13 protein-coding genes are annotated in these 17,350 nt (G+C 61.0%); 2 read left to right on the forward strand and 11 right to left on the reverse strand.

The genetic code is table 11. The annotated features are described in order from the left end of the window. Positions 1-16 precede the first annotated feature (16 nt). Both ABEB25_RS16530 and ABEB25_RS16535 read right to left on the reverse strand, forming a co-directional pair. The gene (locus tag ABEB25_RS16530) at positions 17-1,591 is read right to left on the reverse strand and encodes a sensor histidine kinase (RefSeq protein ID WP_345737534.1); all 1,575 of its coding nucleotides are present in this window, start codon (positions 1,589-1,591) and stop codon (positions 17-19) included. A gap of 105 nt (positions 1,592-1,696) precedes the next feature. Beyond that, positions 1,697-2,434 (reverse strand): winged helix-turn-helix domain-containing protein, encoded by a 738-nt coding sequence (locus ABEB25_RS16535; RefSeq protein ID WP_345737535.1) that lies wholly within the window; start codon positions 2,432-2,434, stop codon positions 1,697-1,699. Between the two features lie 147 nt (positions 2,435-2,581). On the opposite strand from ABEB25_RS16535, the gene ABEB25_RS16540 reads away from it, so the two are divergent. Then, entirely contained in the window at positions 2,582-3,202 is a 621-nt protein-coding gene (locus tag ABEB25_RS16540; RefSeq protein WP_345737536.1) for an RNA polymerase sigma factor, read from the forward strand. Between the two features lie 17 nt (positions 3,203-3,219). Here ABEB25_RS16540 and ABEB25_RS16545 read toward each other — a convergent pair whose 3' ends face one another. Beyond that, positions 3,220-3,840, reverse strand: coding sequence for a hypothetical protein (locus ABEB25_RS16545; protein WP_345737537.1), 621 nt, complete (start codon positions 3,838-3,840; stop codon positions 3,220-3,222). A 150-nt stretch (positions 3,841-3,990) separates the two neighbouring features. Between ABEB25_RS16545 and ABEB25_RS16550 the strand changes: the two genes are divergently transcribed. Next, the gene (locus ABEB25_RS16550) at positions 3,991-4,908 is read left to right on the forward strand and encodes a sugar phosphate isomerase/epimerase family protein (protein ID WP_345737538.1); all 918 of its coding nucleotides are present in this window, start codon (positions 3,991-3,993) and stop codon (positions 4,906-4,908) included. A gap of 825 nt (positions 4,909-5,733) precedes the next feature. On the opposite strand, the gene ABEB25_RS16555 is transcribed toward ABEB25_RS16550, so the two are convergent. From ABEB25_RS16555 to ABEB25_RS16590, 8 genes are all read right to left on the reverse strand, one after another. Then, a complete protein-coding gene (locus ABEB25_RS16555; protein WP_345737539.1) occupies positions 5,734-6,807 on the reverse strand; it encodes a nucleoid-associated protein in 1,074 nt (357 codons plus the stop codon). A gap of 118 nt (positions 6,808-6,925) precedes the next feature. Further along, positions 6,926-7,561 carry a LolA family protein gene (locus ABEB25_RS16560; protein WP_345737540.1) on the reverse strand — a complete coding sequence of 212 codons (636 nt, stop codon included), beginning with the start codon at positions 7,559-7,561 and terminating at the stop codon, positions 6,926-6,928. Positions 7,562-7,565: 4 nt separating this feature from the next. Further along, complete coding sequence (thiE, locus tag ABEB25_RS16565) at positions 7,566-8,210, reverse strand: thiamine phosphate synthase (RefSeq protein WP_345737541.1); 645 nt, start codon at positions 8,208-8,210, stop codon at positions 7,566-7,568. 37 nt (positions 8,211-8,247) lie between these two features. Beyond that, positions 8,248-10,932 carry a DNA gyrase subunit A gene (gene gyrA / locus ABEB25_RS16570; RefSeq protein ID WP_345737542.1) on the reverse strand — a complete coding sequence of 895 codons (2,685 nt, stop codon included), beginning with the start codon at positions 10,930-10,932 and terminating at the stop codon, positions 8,248-8,250. A gap of 60 nt (positions 10,933-10,992) precedes the next feature. Next, positions 10,993-11,457 carry a four helix bundle protein gene (locus tag ABEB25_RS16575; protein WP_345737543.1) on the reverse strand — a complete coding sequence of 155 codons (465 nt, stop codon included), beginning with the start codon at positions 11,455-11,457 and terminating at the stop codon, positions 10,993-10,995. A 69-nt stretch (positions 11,458-11,526) separates the two neighbouring features. Continuing rightward, positions 11,527-14,082 (reverse strand): DNA gyrase subunit B, encoded by a 2,556-nt coding sequence (locus ABEB25_RS16580; protein ID WP_345737544.1) that lies wholly within the window; start codon positions 14,080-14,082, stop codon positions 11,527-11,529. Between the two features lie 846 nt (positions 14,083-14,928). After that, the gene (locus ABEB25_RS16585; RefSeq protein ID WP_345737545.1) at positions 14,929-16,914 is read right to left on the reverse strand and encodes a prolyl oligopeptidase family serine peptidase; all 1,986 of its coding nucleotides are present in this window, start codon (positions 16,912-16,914) and stop codon (positions 14,929-14,931) included. Positions 16,915-17,025: 111 nt separating this feature from the next. Then, positions 17,026-17,310 (reverse strand): DUF2164 domain-containing protein, encoded by a 285-nt coding sequence (locus ABEB25_RS16590; protein WP_345737546.1) that lies wholly within the window; start codon positions 17,308-17,310, stop codon positions 17,026-17,028. Positions 17,311-17,350: the final 40 nt, after the last annotated feature.

The following is a 17,350-nucleotide window of genomic DNA, read 5'->3' on the forward strand; positions in this document are numbered from 1 at the left end:
GCAGTGGCTCTTTTGGTCAAGCACAAGCAAGCTCAATTGAGACAATCAGCCCGCCGGATTCCCGGTTCCGCGCACTCACATTCCCGCCGCAGGACTCCACACACGTCTTCACGATGGAAAGGCCCAGTCCCGTGCCGCCCGTCTCCCGCGCCCTTGCCACATCCACCCGGTAAAAGGGCTCGAACAACCGTGGCAGGCTCGCCTCCGGCACGCCCGGCCCCGCATCCGCGATCTGCAGCGTCACCACTTTTTTCGCCACCGTCGCCGTCACCTCCAGCACAGATCCCGGCGCATGCAGCAGCCCATTGCGCACCACATTGCCAACCGCCCGGCGCAGCATCTCCGGTGCCGCCATCACCGCCAGCCCCGCAGGCATCTGCACCCGGTACTGGCTGGCGGGCACGCCCTCCAGTTGCAGCATGCATTCCACCAGTGGCTGCAGCATCACCGCCTCCGGTGCCTTCGCCTTTTGCCCCAGCGCGGCCTTGGAAAACGACAGCAGCTCATCCACCAGGGCCGAAATCTGCCGCAGCTCATCCCGCACATCCGACAGCCGATAAGCCTCCGCACCATCCAGGCGCGGCTCCAGGATGCCCAGGCTCATCTCCATCCGCGCGATGGGCCCGCACAGCTCATGCGCCACATCGCCGAGGAAGCGCTTCTGCCCGCGCAGCAGCCCCTCCAGTTGCAGCGCCATCTGGTTCACCCCATGCGCCAGCCGGCCGATCTCGTCGCCCCGGTCCTCCGGCACCCGTACATCAAAGCGCCCTTTCGCGATCTGCTCCGTCACATGCAAATTCGCCCGGATGCTGCCCGTGATGCTGCGCACAAACGGCAGCCACAGCAGGGCCGAAATGGCCACCGCCCCAAAGATGCTCAGCAGCCACGGTCGCGTATCAAAAAACAACCCGCCACCCGTCATCGAGTCCGTGCTGATCAGCAGCAGCAGGTGCCCCTCCTCCCGCTTCCATCCCGGCGGTGGCGGCAGTCGCACCCCCGCATAATACAGCGCCGGATCACCCGCCTGGACCAGAAAGGTGCCAAACCGCGCCGGGATGTTCTCCCGCCGCCGTTCATCCTCCGCACCCTGTCCCCCCGGCGGCCCATCGCGGTCCGGCGGCGGTGGCCGGCGGCCCTCCTCCGGCAGCGGATCGCCCAGCAAAAAGGCCTCCAGATCATCCAGCGGCGGCGGTGGCCGGCCCTGCCCAGGCGGCGGCGGGCGGCCCTGGTCCCCACGCCTCTCCGGCGGATTCATCTCCCGGATGATCTTTTTCAGATCCGTCGGCACCGTGATCACATCCCCCATCATCACCCGTTCCGGGATCGTCACCAGCGTCACCTTCGCCCCATATGGCCTGCCGCGTGACTTCAAAACCTCATCCCACTGCCCGCGCGGCTGGTTGCCCAGATCCTCATACACCGCCTGGCCGATGACTTGCAGCCTGTCCCCCGCGATGCCCCCCAGCGCCCCCTGCAACCCCTCCGCAAACTGCCACTTCAGCACCAGCACAAACACCACCCCCAGCACCACCACATTCACCAGCAGCCACAGCAGGATGCGGGTGTACAGATTCACAGAGCGCAGTTTCATAAATTCAAAGCCTGGCATGGGAAAAAGGGGCGTGTAGGGCGTGGGGATGGTGGTTTGTGGGTCTGCATTCTGGACGGACCTGCGGGGCCATCCCTCCTCCCTTCCTCAGCCCGTGGCATGGATGAAAAGGTAGCCCGCACTGCGCACCGTCCGGATAAACCGGGGCTCATGCGCATCGTCGCGCAACTTTCGTCTCAGGGCCGCAATGTGGACGTCAATGCTGCGGTCAAAAACCTCATACTCCCGGTCCCTCAGCGACTCGATTAGCGCCTCGCGCGACCGGATCCTACCGCGCGACTTCATCAGCGCCGAAAGGATGTCAAACTCCACCGGCGTCAGGTTCAGCACCCGGTCCTCCAGCGTCGCCACCCGCACATCCAGGTTCAGCCGCAGCGGCCCGGAGATCAGCTCCTTCGCCACTGGCTCCACCGCCACCGCCGTCTGCGTCAAAGACGCCCGCCGCGTCACCGCCCGCAGTCGCGCCAGCAGCTCCCGGCTGGAAAAAGTCTTCGGCAGATAATCATCCGCGCCGATCTCCAGGCCCACGATCCGGTCCGCCTCATCCCCCCGCGCCGTCAGCATCAGGATGGGCACCGCCGACTTCGCCCGCACCCGGCGCAGCACCTCATAGCCATCGCAGCCCGGCAGCATCAGATCCAAAATCACCGCATGCCACGGCTCCGCGATCGCCCGCTCCGCCCCCTCCGGCCCCGTGTGCTCCATCCCCACCGCATAGCCCAGCGGCTCCAGGTAATCGCGGATCAGACCGCACAATTTGCGGTCGTCATCGATCACCAGAACGTGGGTCAGACCATCGGTAAAGGCATGTTTATCAGAAGACATCGTCCCCAATTGTAAAGGTGCAATCCCTTAAGTGAGAACACATTTACACGATCTTAACAAATTTACAGGTCCATCCACACACCAGCTTTACAAGCCAGCCGAATACTCAATGCACCCACTCACTTCACCCGTTCACCTGCCCTCGCGATGTCCGCCCACCCCCACCCACCCCTGCCCCGGTCGGCTGAAAACTCCCCCCTCTGCGATGACTTCTGCCGCACCCACTGGCAGCACCTCTACCACATCGCCCGCCAGCGCGGCTGCGATCCCCAGACCGCCCAGGATGCCGTGCAGGATCTCTTCCTCAGCCTCGTCCGCCGGGGCATCCTCGCCCTCCTTTCCCGCCAGCCCCCCGCCACCCAGGTCCGCTTCCTCACCATCCGCCTCCGCTGCATCCTCATCAACCGCTGGCGCGGCAGCACCCGCCAGCGCCGGGGCGGCCCCCAGACCACCCTTTCCCTGGACGACGAGCACGTGCCCGAGCCCGCCCACCACGACACCCCCGCCAGCCTGCACGACCACGCCTGGCTCAGCGGCTGCCTCACCCTCGCCCTCACCCGCCTGCGCCAGCAGACCCCCGCCCCCACCTGGCAGCAGCTCCAGCCCCACCTCCTAGGCGAGCAGCACGCCCCCCAGCCCTCCGGCACCCAACGCGTGGCCCTCCACCGCGCCCGCAAAAAGCTCCGCCGCCTCGTCCGCGAAGCCATGCACACCTCCTTCCAAGACTGGACCGACCACCTCCCCCGCCACCGCCGCCACGTGGCGTAGTCAGAAAGCCACGCGAGTTATTCTTCGGATGGGTTTGCGGTTTCAGACGAATAAACAGGCACCCTGGTAAACCCAAACCCGGTGAGGTGATGGTTAAAAACAGCGTTTACAAAACCATCTTTAACAAACCATTTGCCCGTCTCTCCCTGAAACAAATCGAGTTCAGGAATGACCTCCCATTTCAAAGCCCAGTCAAACACGCTCAAGATGTGCTTGCCGACCCTTTTTGCCCGGCCAAACTGTGGATCAAGCACTTCGTGTGAAGAGTCTGCGTAGCAATAAACATAGTCCCTCTGAATCATTTGGGCCCCAGGCCCGGTCCATTCACAAGGAATCACCACGAGGTCGGCGGGCAAACGCAGTTCTGCCAATGTTTCGAATGCGCGTCGGCTTAAAATAAGCTCCCTGCCCGACGTCAGCATTCGATCCATCACTTCAACACCAGCAGGGAGATGGACTCGCACCTTATCCGGTTTCTGTGTTGGCGGCTCTGCATCAGGAACCTCCCTCCCCTGGTCATCTGTCACAGTGACAAATTTGGGAATGCGCGAGCCGGGGGCAAACCCCATCAAATATAAGTGCGGGTTTTCCATACTGATCCTGAGTGAAATTTCGATAACATAGATTTCGAGCTTCAAAAAGACCTCAAAGACCCAGAGACAAATTTCGTACCCCCCATCACCAAACCACGCCTCCAGGCCACTTCCGTACTGTCAGCCCCGCTTGCCAGCGGCGCGTTCTTCCTTTAAAGGAGAGGTTCTCGCAACCGATACCCCCTTTTACCGACCATGATCAAACTTACCGGCATCGCAGATGAAGCAGGCGCGTCCCTCGACGTGCAGATCCAGGCCCACCAGGAACTCGGCTGGGACAGCATTGAGTGCCGCGCCGTCGAGTTCGATGGCGTCAAAGGCAACCTGCATGAGATCCCCGATGCCCTGTTCGACAAAGTCGTCGCCCACCTGGCCGAAAAGAACATGAAGATCAGCGGCTTCGGTTCCCTCATCGGCAACTGGGCCAAAAAGATCACCGACGACTTCAGCATCACCGAGGCCGAAATCAGCCGCGCCATCCCACGCATGCAGAAGCTGGGCGCCAAGCTCATCCGCGTCATGTCCTACGCCGTCTGCAAGGACGACTCCGGCAAGGACCTCGAAGAGCAGTTCGCCCCGGAGCGCATCAAGCGCATGCAGGAAATCAACAAGCGCTTTGCCGATGCTGGCCTCACCGTCGTCCACGAAAACTGCATGAACTGGGGCGGCATGAGCCCCACCTACGTCCAGCGCATGGCCGAAGCCGTCCCCGGCATGAAGTGGGTCTTCGACACTGGCAACCCCGTCTTCATTGATGACCGCGACCGCCCCGGCCACAAGCAGGACGCCTGGGCCATGTACCAGGCCATCAAGCCCTTCATGGCCCACGTCCACGTCAAAGACGGCATCTGGGACACCGCCAAAAACGACGCCGTGTACACCTACCCCGGTGAAGGCGAAGGCCAGACCGAGCGCATCATGAAGGACCTCGTCGAAACCGGCTACAACGGCTACATCAGCATCGAGCCGCACGTCGCCGTCGTCTTCCACGGAGCCGGCGCCGCCGATGACCTCTCCCCCGAGCAGAAGGCCAAGGAGCAGTACGACAGCTACATCAAGTATGGCCGTCAGCTCGAAGCCATGCTGAAAAAGCTGGGTGCCAACCTCGGCTAATCCCCGCCACTTTCGACTCCACACCCCCGGCCCCCTCTGGCATCCCCAGAGACCAGCCGGGGGTGTTTTGTTTTAAAAGCTCACCCTCCCGCAAAGCGTCCTGTACTGCGCCAGTCCTCTGGCGCTTTCGATAAGCTCTCACGCCCCCGTCCGCCCCTTGCCACACTTCCTGTTAATCCTGCCATCCTGTTAATCCTGTAAAAACGGCCCCCATTCCACCCCCGATCCCCGTCCACCCCCAACACCTCAAACCACGGGACTTGGCAAGTCCCGCTCCTTGGGCAACCCATCATGACCGCAGAGCTTATCGAAAGCTCATTCGCCTCCGCAGCCCCCAAAACCCCACGCCCTGGCGGGCGCAGCCACACCGCCGCAAAGCGTCCTGGACTGCGCCAGTCCTCTGGCGCTTTCGATAAGCTCTCACGCCCCCATCCGCCATGGAGCGCGGGCGTCTCGCCTGCCGTTTCACGCGTCTCGCGGGAAACCGTTCTCCCACCCCGCAGCCCATGCCTGGCACCCCACAGCAGCCACCTCGGTTCATGGTCTTCGGCGGGACGCCGAACACAGCACGCGAGACGCGTGCGCTCCATCTAAAACCCCCGTCCGCCCCCTTGCCACACTTCCTGTTAATCCTGCCATCTTGTTAATCCTGTAAAAAAGCCCGCTCACTTCCCCCGATCCCCGTCCACCCCCAACACCTCAAACCACGGGACTTAGCAAGTCCCGCTCCTTGGGCCTTTCCCTCCACCACTCCATCCCCACAAAAAAGGGTGAAGACGAAAACCGTCTCCACCCTCAAAACCTAACCAACAACGCAACAAAGAATCACACTGGGTTCGCCGAGAGGTCCTTGTTGAAGAACACCTTGATGTACTTCATTCCCTTGTTGTCATCGTAGCCGCGCTCCAGCACCGGCTCATTCTCCGTCGAGAGCGTGGACTTCACATGGATTTCCACCCCCGTGTCCAGCTTCAGCACGGCGCTGATGCGCTTCTTCGCCTTCGACACATCCTTCTTGGAAATCTCAAACGAAGTCTCCAGCGGCTGCCCCTGCTCCTCCTCCAGGCGGGCACGCTGTTCGTGGAATTTCGTCTTCGCCTCAGGCGTCTTCAGCACTTCATCCTCGAACTCCTGCAGGTCGAATTTCTCACGCTCTTCGAAGTACTCCAGTGCACCGCGCGCCGCATTGCAGGTCTCCCAGGGCGGCGTGTCATCCGCAGGCTTTTCCTCCTCCAGAAACTCCACCGCCATCTTCGTGTACGCATTCGTCAGGAAGGCCGCATCCGGCACCGCCTCCACCCCCAAAAAGTCACGCACCCAGAAGCGCGAATCCGAGCCGCTGCGGTCAAAAGTCAGCACGTAGTAGCCCTTCTTCGACCAGTAGTCCAAGATCAAGCAGCCCTTGTCGATCTTGTCCGGGTTGATCCCCTGCTCCGTCGAAATTTGCAGGTCGCCATCCTTCGTGGAGATGCTCAAAAACGGCACCACGCTCTCGGATTTCAGGATGCACAGCCCCTGCACAAATTCGCCCTCCACTTGCGCCTCCTTGATGTGCGCGATGCACAGGTCACCGGCCTTGATGTTCGGGTGGTTCGACTTCGAATACAGGCGCTTGGCGATCTCCACCCCGCGCTGGTACAGGCCGTCCTTCGTTTCAAAGATGGCCTTCACGCAGGTATTCATCTCATGCTGGTCCAGCGAGGAATGATGCGTGAACCGATGCGCCATCAGGTTCTTAAACGGCTTCAGAAAAATGGCCGTCAGCGAGGGCTGGTCCTCCTCAGAAATCGGGAACACTTCCTTCGAAGTCTCCAGCGGCTCCTCCCGCTGGGGATTCCCGACCTTGGCAAGGACGACGTGGGTGGCAGAGGCAGTATTGAGACGGATCTTAACGGACATGGGGGGTCCGAGTCTAAAAAGGAAATGCCTTTCGCAAAGCAATTCGTGATCTCCATTTTCGTCACCTCCGCCAGCAGGCCGGAAAGGTGGGCAAAAAACACCCGCTCGCCCTCGGCACTTACCGCGCCAGCAGCTTCGTCTTCTCAGCGGCGGAAACCGATTCCGGGTCTGAAAAAGCCATCGTCAGGCTCGCACCATCGCCCTGGAGCACGCGCAGTTGCAGCAGGCGAAAGGTCTTGGGGGAAATCTGCAGATCGAGCTGCCGCAGGTGCCGCCGGATGAAGGGGGCCTTGGGCCGCAGCGTGATCGCCGTCACCTCCGCCGTCTGCTCCGCCGCATCCACCAGGAAGTGCTGCTGCAGCTCCTCAGGCGAGGCTTCCTGCCCGCTGAGAAAGCGCGACCACATGCGGTAGCGCGCATCCTTTTCATCCAGGGCCTGCCAGGCACCGTCTGCACCTTCACGCACACGAAACTCCGTGCCATCCCGCACCAAAATCGTGGCCGCAGGCTGGCCCAGTTCCCAGCGGAAAGCCCCATCCTTGAACCGCCAGAACTTGCCCGGTGTGCTCACCGGCTGCTTCAGGGCCGGAGTCGTGCGCGTCTGGCGAAAGGCCACCACCATGTCTGGCATGTCCTTTTGCGCCTCGGCCCATTGCAGAAGCACGGGCGGCAGCGGCTTCGGTGCCTGGGCCTGGACGGTCAGGACTGAAACAGCCAGCAGAAAGGCGATGCGAAGCACAGGGGCGAGGGCCATAAAATCAGGGCAGTGAAGATTTGATCTGTCGTACATACGACTGCACATCCGGGGCCAGCAAAAAAGCCGACACCACCACCACACGGCGCGCGCCTGCGGTGAGGATTTCCGGCAGCCGTTCCGCATTCACTCCGCCGATGCAGAAGATGGGCAACGACACCTGCTGATGCACCTCCGTGATGTCCTGCAGGCCGATGGGTACGTAGTCCGGCTTTGTTCCTGTGGCATACAACGGGCCAAAGCCGATGTAATCCGCCGCCTCCGCTTGGGCCGCCACGGCCTGGGCCAGACTGTGGGTGGACTTGCCCACAAATACGCCCGGCCCCACGGCCGCACGCGCCCTGGCCACCGCCTCATCATCCTGGCCCACATGCACGCCCTCGCTGCCAATGCTGGCGGCGATTTCGAGGTGGTCATTGATGATCAGCGGCACGCCATGGTCGCGGGTGATGGGGTGCATCAGCCGCGCCAGTTTTTCGATCTCTGGCAGTGTGAGCTTTTTCGCCCGCAGTTGCAAAAGATCCACCCCGCCCTCACACAGCGCCGCCGTCATCGCCTCCACCTGCGCCGGGGCGCAGTAGCCGAGATCCACAATCCCATACAGCCGCGCAGATTGCAGCCGTGGGAAAGATGAGGCAGGAGATGACATGCGGAATGGGGGCAGCGGGTCTCAGCAGCACTCGTGATTAAGACTCGGTGGAGTCCGCCTCAGGGGTTTCAGCCGCGTCTTCAGCCGCGTCTTCAGCCGGGGCCTCGCTGCCCGCAGCAGGGCTGTCTCCACCTTCGGTGACGATGGCGGTTTCGCCCTCTTCGCCAGTGGCGGATTCATCCTCTTCATCGGCGATCACGGTGGCCACGTCCTGGATGGTCTCGTCTTTTTTGAGGTCCATCAGCTTCACGCCCTGGGCCACACGGCCCGTTTCGCGGATGCCTTTGTCCCCGCCCACACGGATGCGCACGTTCTGCCCTTTGCTGGTGATCAGCATCAGTTCATCATCGTCATGCACCGCGATGGCGGCCACCACCTTGCCGGTCTTCTCCGTGATGTTGATCGTCTTCACGCCCTTGCCGCCACGGTTGATGAGGCGGTAGTCTTCAAACGGCGTGCGTTTGCCCAGGCCTTTTTCAGAAACAACGAGGAGCTGGGTGTCCGGCTCCACCGCCGTCAGCGCCACCAGGTAGTCGCCTTCATCCAGGCGAATGCCGCGCACGCCGGCTGCCCCACGGCCCATGGCGCGGATGTCGGTCTCCACGCAGCGCAGGCACATGCCTTCGCGGGTAGCAAAGCAGATCTCACTACTGCCATTCGTCAGCACCACGTCCACGAGGTCGTTCCCTTCCTCGATGTTGATCGCGATGATGCCGTCCTTGCGGTAGTTTTTGAAGGCTTCCAGCGCCGTCTTTTTCACCGTGCCGTCCTTGGTCGCGAAGAGCACAAATTTCTCCGGGCTCCACATCGCATCATCTTCTACGCCCTGGGCTTCCAGACGCAGCACGCTGTTGATCTTCTCTTCAGGGCGCAGGTTCAGCACGTTTTTGATGCTGCGGCCACGGCCTGTGCGCGGGGCCTCTGGGAGCTGATAAACACGCTCCACATAGACACGTCCGGTGTTCGTGAAGAATAACAAGAAGTCATGCATGTTCGCGCTGAATAGCGTCTCCACGAAGTCATTCTTGTCCTCCTTGGTGGCGGCCTCGCGGGCCTCCATGCCTTTCAAACCTTTGCCGCCGCGTGCCTGCAGGCGATACTCGGTGGTCAGCGTGCGCTTCACGTAACCAAAGTGGGTTAGCGTGACGATGTTCGCATCGTTCGGGATGAGGTCGATCGTCTCGATGCCGCCACCAGCCGCATCAATGCGGGTGTAGCGCGGGGTGCCGTGCTTGGCCTTGATGGCCTGCAGCTCGTCCTTGATGATGGTCAGCACGCGGTGCTCTTTCGCCAGGATGTCCATCAGGTCCGTGATGGTGGCCAGCAGCTCGTCATAGTCGGCCTTGATCTTGTCGCGCTCCATGCCCGTGAGCTGGTAGAGGCGCAGTTCCAGGATCTGATCCACCTGCGTATCCGTGAAGACGTAGCTGTCTCCCTGGATGCTCGGCTGGCTACGGATGAGGATGCCCAGGTTCCGGGCCGTCGTCACGCTGAACTGGTACGCCTTCAGCCCGGCACGCGCTTCGTCGCGGTTGCGGCTGTCGCGGATGATCTTGATGAAGTCATCCAGATGGCCCAGGGCCAGCAAGTAAGCCTCCAGCTTTTCCGCCTGCTGCTCTGCCTTGCGCAGGAGGAAGCGGGTGCGGCGGATGATGACCTCGCGGCGATGCTCGATGTAGCAGGCGATGGCGTCCTTGATGCTCAGCACGCGCGGGCGGCCGCCATCAATGGCCAGCATGTGAATGCTGAAGCTGCTCTCGAGAGCGGTGAATTTGTACAGGTTGTTCAGCACCACCTGCGGGCGGGCGTCGCGCTTCAGCTCCACCACCACGCGGGTGTTTTCATCGGACTCATCACGGACGGAGGTGATGTCGCTGATGATCTTCTCATTGGCCAGCTCCGCGATGCGCTTCACCAGCTCCGCGCGGTTCACGTTGTACGGAATTTCCGTGATGATGATCTGTTCGCGGCCGTTGTGCTCCACGATCTCCGCCTGGCCGCGCACACGCACGCTGCCGTGGCCGGTTTCCATGTATTCGCGGATGCCGTCCAGGCCGTGAATCACACACCCCGTCGGGAAGTCAGGGCCCTTGATGAACTGCGCAAGCCCGCTGTTCGTGATGGCCGGATTGTCAATCTGCGCGCAGACACCGTCCACGATTTCGCCCAGATTGTGCGGCGGCATGTTCGTCGCCATGCCCACGGCAATGCCGGTGCCACCGTTAACCAAAAGGTTGGGAAACGCGGCCGGAAACACCGTCGGCTCCGTCAGACGTTCATCGTAGTTTGGGACGAAGTCCACGGTGTCCTTCTCCATGTCGGACATCAGCGTGCCGCCCAGGGGCGTCATGCGGGCTTCCGTGTATCGCATGGCAGCCGGCGGATCACCTTCCACCGAGCCGAAGTTCCCCTGCGGATCGATCAGCGTCTCGCGCATCGCCCACGGCTGGCCCATGTGAACCAGAGTCGGGTAGATGACGGCCTCACCGTGCGGGTGATAGTTACCGGAAGTGTCACCGCAAATCTTCGCGCACTTCATCTGCTTCTTCGGCGGATACAGGCCCAGCTCATGCATCGCATAGAGAATGCGGCGCTGGGAAGGCTTCAGCCCATCCCGCACATCCGGCAGCGCACGGGAGATGATGACTGACATCGAGTAATCAAGAAAGGAGTTCTTGACCTCGTCAGCGACTGAGATGGGACGGGTGTTGGATTCTTGCATGGCGGGAAAGGCTGGAGTCAAGGCGTCAAGACCGTCAAAAGGTCAAGGCCGGTAGAAAAGTTAGGAGGCTGACGAATCGAATTGGGCTAAAAATTCTTCCAGAGGAGGAAGTTCAATGAACGAAGAACCATCGTGAGGAGGATCTTCGCTGAGTGTGGAGGCAGAAGACCGTCCGAGTGAGTGAATGTAGTTGTCGAGTTGCCGGCGCAAAGCGTCGAGCTTCATGGGCAGGTCCAGGTCAAAGGGCTGAGGGACCAATGCCCGCTCAAAAGACTTGGCCAGCCAAGTCTCCGTTTCGCGAAGGGAACCTCGGGCGTAATAGCAAAACCGGGCGTTCTCCTTGAAGGAGAAACGACCATAGCCCTCGCTGATATTGGCAGCGATGGAATCCGCCGCACGAACCCACTGCAATCCAAGGGCCTGTTTGCTGAACCAGGGCCAGCCGTTTACAATCGACCACACATCGCTCCCAACCCGCATCGCGAGTTGGTAAACACGAAGTTCTGTGAGATCGACAGTGGCCATGCTAATCAAGTTTTGAGTCACCGATGGCTGGCCGCTTGACCAGCCTTGACCGTTGACTCTTGACTTCCCTTACACATCCAAATTCCGCACATTCAGCGCATTCTCTTCGATGAAATGCTTCCGGGGCTCCACCACATCGCCCATGAGAATGGTGAAGATGCGTTCGGCTTCCTGGGCGTTGGATTCATCGAGCTTGATCTGCAAAAGCGTGCGCTTGGTCGGGTCCATCGTGGTCTCGAAAAGCTGCTTGGCGTTCATTTCGCCCAGACCTTTGAAGCGCTTGATTTCCATGCCGCGTTTGCCGATCTCCATCACCTTGTCGAGGATGCCGGGGATGCTGAAAACCGGGTGGACTTTGGCGTGGTCGCCGTCGCCTTCGATGACCTCAAAGAGAGGCTTGTCCTGGCTGCTGAAATGATCCACATGCAGGCCCAGTTCGTCGAGCTGCTGGAAGCGTTTTTTCATGCCGTGAGCCTCGTGAATTTCGATGAGGCGGGCGCGGCGATGCGCCTTCGGTGCGGCGGCGCCGTTGCCATCCGGATCCACCTCAGGCTTGCCGAAGAGATGCAGGTCATTGTTCTCGCGGGCAAAGGCAGCGAGCTGCTCATTGCCAAGGAAATAGAGAATCTTTGCCTCGTTGCCTTCGCGGATTGAAACGAGGTAGTGCGGCAGGTTGCCGGAGACCTCATCACGGGCCTGAAGGTAGGCCTCGAAATCACCACCGTGACGGCGGATGATGTCGGCAAATTTGGCCACTGGAACGAGCTGCTCAAGGATGGCCTGCAGGCGCTCATCCGCCACCGTGCTGCCATCGGAAATGTTGCGCAGGCTGATTTCGCCCGAGCCCATTTCCAGCAGCATCGCGTCCATCTCCGCATCGTCCTGCACGTACTCCTCGCGCTTCTTGCGCGTCACTTGGTAAAGCGGCGGCTGCGCCACGTAGATGTGGCCGCCTTTCACCAGCTCCGGCATCTGGCGGAAGAAGAACGTCAGCAGCAGCGTGCGGATGTGGGAGCCGTCCACGTCGGCATCGGTCATGATAACGATTTTGTGGTAGCGCAGCTTCTCAATGTTGAAGGAGCCTTCCACCTCGCTGTCGCCACCGATGCCGGTGCCGATGGCAGTGATCATGGTCTGCACTTCTTTGTTCTGTAGCACCTTCTCCAGGCGGGCCTTCTCCGTGTTGATCAGCTTGCCTCGCAGCGGCAGGATGGCCTGATTGTGACGATTGCGGCCCATTTTGGCAGAGCCACCGGCAGAGTCACCCTCGACAATAAACAGCTCGGTCTTCGACGGGTCGCGTTCGGAGCAGTCTGCCAGTTTCCCGGGCAGGCCACCGCTGCTCATCGCATCCTTACGGATGGCTTCACGGGCCTTGCGGGCCGCCTCGCGGGACTTCGCCGCGATGATGATGTTGTTGATCACCGTGACGGCGATTTCCGGCGTCTCGTCAAAGAAGCGCATCAGCCCTTCATAAACGATGGAACTGACCACGCCTTCCACCTCGCCGTTCACCAGTTTCACCTTCGTCTGGGAGTTGAAGCGCGGGTTCGGCAGCTTCACGCTCAGCACGCAGATCAGGCCTTCGCGGCAGTCATCGCTCTCGATGTCCGGCAGCTTGTCCTTGAAGCTCTTCGGATTGGTGTTGATGTAGGCCTTCACCGCACGGGTCAGGGCCGCCTTCAGGCCGCTGTAATGCGTGCCGCCGTCCGGGTTCGGAATGGCGTTGGCAAAGCACAGCGTCTGCTCGTTCAGCCCCTTGTTCCACTGCAACACGCAGTCCACCAGGATGAACTTGTTCTTGTCATCAATGACCACTTCACGGCGACCGGCCAGCGCGATGGCATCCGGGTGGATCTTGTCCTTGTCCGCGCCCAGTTCACGCACGAACTGCTTCACGCCTTCCTGGTAAAACAGCACTTCCTGGCGCTCCGTCTCACCGCGCTCATCGGTCAGCGTGATGCGGATCCCAGGGTTCAGGAAAGCGAGCTCGCGTAGGCGCACCAGCAAGCGCTCAAACACAAACACCGTCGTCAGGGTAAAGATCGTCGCATCCGGGTAAAAGGAGATCTTCGTGCCCGTCGTTTTCGGATCGTCCAGATCGCCCAGGACCGTCAGCGGCTCCGTCGTTTTGCCACGCTCAAAGCCGATCGCGTAGATCTTGCCATCGCGGAAAACTTCGCACTTAAACCAGTCCGAAAGGGCGTTCACGCACTTGGCACCCACGCCGTGGAGACCACCGGAAAACTCATACGCACCGTCGCCGAATTTGCCGCCCGCGTGCAGGCTGGTGAGCACCAGCTCCACCGTCGGGATGCCCGCCTTCGGGTGCATTTCCACCGGGATGCCGCGGCCATCGTCCTGCAGGCTGATGGAGCCATCCGTGTGGATGCTGATCCAGATGTTTTTGCAATAGCCCGCGAGGTGCTCGTCGATCGAGTTGTCCACGACTTCGAACACGCAGTGGTGCAGGCCGCGCTCATCCGGATCGCCAATGTACATGCCAGGGCGGAGGCGGACAGCTTCCAGCCCTTCGAGCTTCTGGATCTGGTCGGCACCGTAGGCCTGGTCAGCAGCTACAGCGGTGGAGTTTGAATCAATGGATTCAATGATTTCGTCTGGCATAAAAGTGGTCGTTGTTCCATCGCCTGAGTCTGTCCAAAAACCCGCTTCAGAAACGTGCTCGATGGGGAGATTTTCAGGGTAGCAAGCTGCCCCCTCCTGCCAAGGAATTTTGACGAAAAAAACACGATTTTTCACCGCCCCATTTTCGCCCTGCAAAAAACCCGGCCCAGCCCCCTGAAATCGGGCGTTCCACAAGTTTTTCCCCACCCACGTTCCACACGCAGAAAAACACACCTGCACAACCGCTCCCCGCCGCCCCCTTTTTCTCCCCCGTCCGCAGCATGGAGCGCGGGCGTCCCGCCTGCCGTTTCACGCGTCTCGCGGGAAACCGTTTTCCCACCCCGAAGCCGCAAAGCGTCCTGGAGTGCGCCAGTCCTCTGGCGCTTTCGAAAGCTCTCCCGCATCCGAGCTTCCCCGACGACCCCGAGGGGAGCGCGGAGACTCCTCTCCGCATCGTAAAGCACTGGATGCGCAGCATCCCACTCCCTCCCCCTCATACCCCGAGCTTCCCCAGCCCCTCAAACCACGAGACACGCCAAGTCCCGCTCCTTGGGCTCAAACTTTGGGTCGGCCTACCACTCCGCCCTCGCCAGCTCTGCTGGTGTCTAGCCTTTAGGCGACTCAATGACCTGCCGGACCTTCTCCAGATCGCCTAAAGGCTAGACACCAGCAGACCGAACAAACCCGCCCCCTTTCTAAGCCCTCCCAGACAATGGCAAAAAGAGGTTTGGTAAGAGATAAAGCCCTTCCGCCAGCGCTATCACCAGGAGGACTCATGTAAAGACGCTAAGGACCTGAATTTTTTGCGTCTTTGCGTGCCCAACCAAGCCCCCAAAGCCTCCGCCCCTACTTGGCCGCCTTCACCTGCCAGAACTCATCAAAGAAATCTGCCGCCACCACCTTCCCCGCGCTCTCCGCATTCGGGGCCTGGGTGATGTCCAAAATGGCCCAGTCCGGCAGCTTCGGGTTCTGCAGCGAGTTCGTCCGGTCATGCGCTTCCCGGAAGGTCAGGCCCGAATTCAGGATCACACTGCCCCGAGGTTCCAGGGGATTCGGGCGGATCATCACCGGCACATGCGTGCGACCATCCACGGAGTGGGAGCCCAGCACCAGTTGATCCGGGGTCCAGGAAAAGGGCAGCTTCTTCGTGCTGCCAGCCTGCAGCACTTTCGCCACCAGGGGATTGGAGACCGCATCGCCCCACAGCACCAGTGTGTAACGCAGCATGTCATCAGGAGTCACCGCCGCCGCCTTCTTCACCCGCACATCGCCGCGCATCAGGCTGCGCCAGCGAGTGAGGAAGTGGCTGGACTCCGCATTCACCCACGTCGTGATTTCCGGCGAGGCAGAGTCGCCCTCAGGCAGCACCACCAGGAAAGGCCGCTTCAGCGGTTCCTCGATGGGCCCGCTCTGGCCCGCTTGCTTCAGCCACACCGTGCTTTCTTTGCTCTCCTTGTTGGATTGCGTTCTCCATTCCCCCTGGGCATTCCGGAGAAAGGTCCGTCCACCCTTCAGCTTTTGCCCGTCGATTTCATAGCCCGCGACCTTCGCATCCGGGCTGAGTGAAAAAGACGCCACATTCTTGGTGGTCGCGCGCAGGGTCCCATCGTCGCCTATTTCTGCATCGACGCGCGTATCCTCCCACGGCTTCTCCTGCGCCAGGATTTCCACCCAAAACATCTTGTTATACCCCAGTGTTTTCGTCTGGAAAGTGACCTTCTTCGGCATCGGGTCCCTGCCCTTCGCCACCGCCGCCTCGATCTTTGCCTGCACTTCCTTGATCACCTCCGGGTGATACTTGTGGCCCATGCCCGGGCCGATCAGGTGCGGGATCGTCAGCCCCTCGTTTTTCAGGATGCCCTCCATGTAGGCCGCTGCATCGCGCTGGGTGTCGTTCTCACCGCTGTACACCACCAGGGGCACATTGCAAAAATTGCGCGCGTAGTCCGGCACATCGTACACGCCCCACAGCTTCTGCTCATACCAGGCCGGGTACTTGTCCGGCGTCAATTTCTGGTAGCGCTTCACATCCGCAAAGCCCGCCCCCGGATGCACGCAGGCCCACTGGTCCGCAAAGTGCGCCCCCATGTGCCAGGCCCCCGCCCCGCCCATGCTAAAGCCCGTCAGCGCGATGCGGTTCGCATCCACGTTAAAGCGGGCCTTCGCATCATCCCGCGCCTCAAACACATCCGTCTCCCCCGCACTCTTCCAGCCATTGCAGTAACGGCCAAAAGGATGGATCACAATCGTGCCCTTCGGCTGAAACTGGCCCGGTTTCTTCGCATTCAGGCGGCTATAAACAAAGTGCAGATCCGTGGCCGTATCCCCGCGACCATGCAGCCAGATCCACATCGGCACCGCCTTCTTGCCCGGGCCATATTCCAGCCCCTCCGGCACCTCCACCCCATAGGGCTGCGCACTGCCATCGATGGCCGAGTAAAAGCCCAGCACCTTCTGCCCGCTGCCGTCCATCCACGGTGTCTTGCCCGCCTTCAGCGCGGCGATGCGCGTCTTCGCCTCCGTCAGCAACGCCGTCGCCTTTTTGATGCCGTCCTCGGCCTTCTTGTCATACCACTCATCAAAATCCAGCGCATAGCTCACCGCCTTTAGAAAGATGTCCGCATCCGCCGCGCGCTCATGCTTTTTCACCGCCTGGAAGGCCTGCGTCACCTCGGCCAGCTCCTTTTCGATCCCTGCCTCCTGCTCGGCGGAAAGCGCCGCCACCGGTTTTGGCGGCAGGCTGCCCCGGAACGAGGCCGTGGCCCCATCCGGGCGGAGTTGAGCGGAAGCCAGGGTGGCCAAGGAAAAAACAAGTAGCAGCGGACGATGCATGGACCTTGCATAACGAATCCCCACGCCCCCGACAATCACGAAAAAATAGAGACTCCTTCCCACCGGCACTTGCCTACTGAAAATCTGCCACAAGCGCTATCATTCACCCCCTCACGGCTTCCGCCGCACCTGTCGGCTTCCCGGCGCGCCCTTGTGCCAGTACGTCAGCCCTTCCTCAAAGCACGTCCCCGCCAGGTCCTCCACCTTGCTGGCAAAGTACGCCTTCGCATCCTCCACCCCCTGATTGTAGGCAAAGGGGCCGATCTCCTTCAGGATGTACTCCAGCAGATGCCCCGCCTGGATGTCCCCCAGCTCACAGTCCAGCTCCTGCGAGGCATAACGCTGCAGCGACGCGACAACCTCGCGCTTCTTGTCTTTGAAAAAGTCTGTGTCCATGGTCACTGCGTCCTTTCCACTCGCGGCTGGGGGTGGCAAG

Source organism: Prosthecobacter algae, assembly GCF_039542385.1.
Lineage (GTDB): Bacteria > Verrucomicrobiota > Verrucomicrobiia > Verrucomicrobiales > Verrucomicrobiaceae > Prosthecobacter > Prosthecobacter algae.

Bases quoted from the DNA above. Each gene is read 5' to 3' on its own strand.
- ABEB25_RS16555 (WP_345737539.1), bottom strand. From the start codon at position 6,807: ATGTCCGTTAAGATCCGTCTCAATACTGCCTCTGCCACCCACGTCGTC.
- ABEB25_RS16585 (WP_345737545.1), bottom strand. From the start codon at position 16,914: ATGCATCGTCCGCTGCTACTTGTTTTTTCCTTGGCCACCCTGGCTTCC.
- ABEB25_RS16550 (WP_345737538.1), top strand. From the start codon at position 3,991: ATGATCAAACTTACCGGCATCGCAGATGAAGCAGGCGCGTCCCTCGAC.
- gyrA (WP_345737542.1), bottom strand. From the start codon at position 10,932: ATGCAAGAATCCAACACCCGTCCCATCTCAGTCGCTGACGAGGTCAAG.
- ABEB25_RS16560 (WP_345737540.1), bottom strand. From the start codon at position 7,561: ATGGCCCTCGCCCCTGTGCTTCGCATCGCCTTTCTGCTGGCTGTTTCA.
- ABEB25_RS16590 (WP_345737546.1), bottom strand. From the start codon at position 17,310: ATGGACACAGACTTTTTCAAAGACAAGAAGCGCGAGGTTGTCGCGTCG.
- thiE (WP_345737541.1), bottom strand. From the start codon at position 8,210: ATGTCATCTCCTGCCTCATCTTTCCCACGGCTGCAATCTGCGCGGCTG.
- ABEB25_RS16530 (WP_345737534.1), bottom strand. From the start codon at position 1,591: ATGAAACTGCGCTCTGTGAATCTGTACACCCGCATCCTGCTGTGGCTG.
- ABEB25_RS16580 (WP_345737544.1), bottom strand. From the start codon at position 14,082: ATGCCAGACGAAATCATTGAATCCATTGATTCAAACTCCACCGCTGTA.
- ABEB25_RS16540 (WP_345737536.1), top strand. From the start codon at position 2,582: ATGTCCGCCCACCCCCACCCACCCCTGCCCCGGTCGGCTGAAAACTCC.
- ABEB25_RS16535 (WP_345737535.1), bottom strand. From the start codon at position 2,434: ATGTCTTCTGATAAACATGCCTTTACCGATGGTCTGACCCACGTTCTG.
- ABEB25_RS16575 (WP_345737543.1), bottom strand. From the start codon at position 11,457: ATGGCCACTGTCGATCTCACAGAACTTCGTGTTTACCAACTCGCGATG.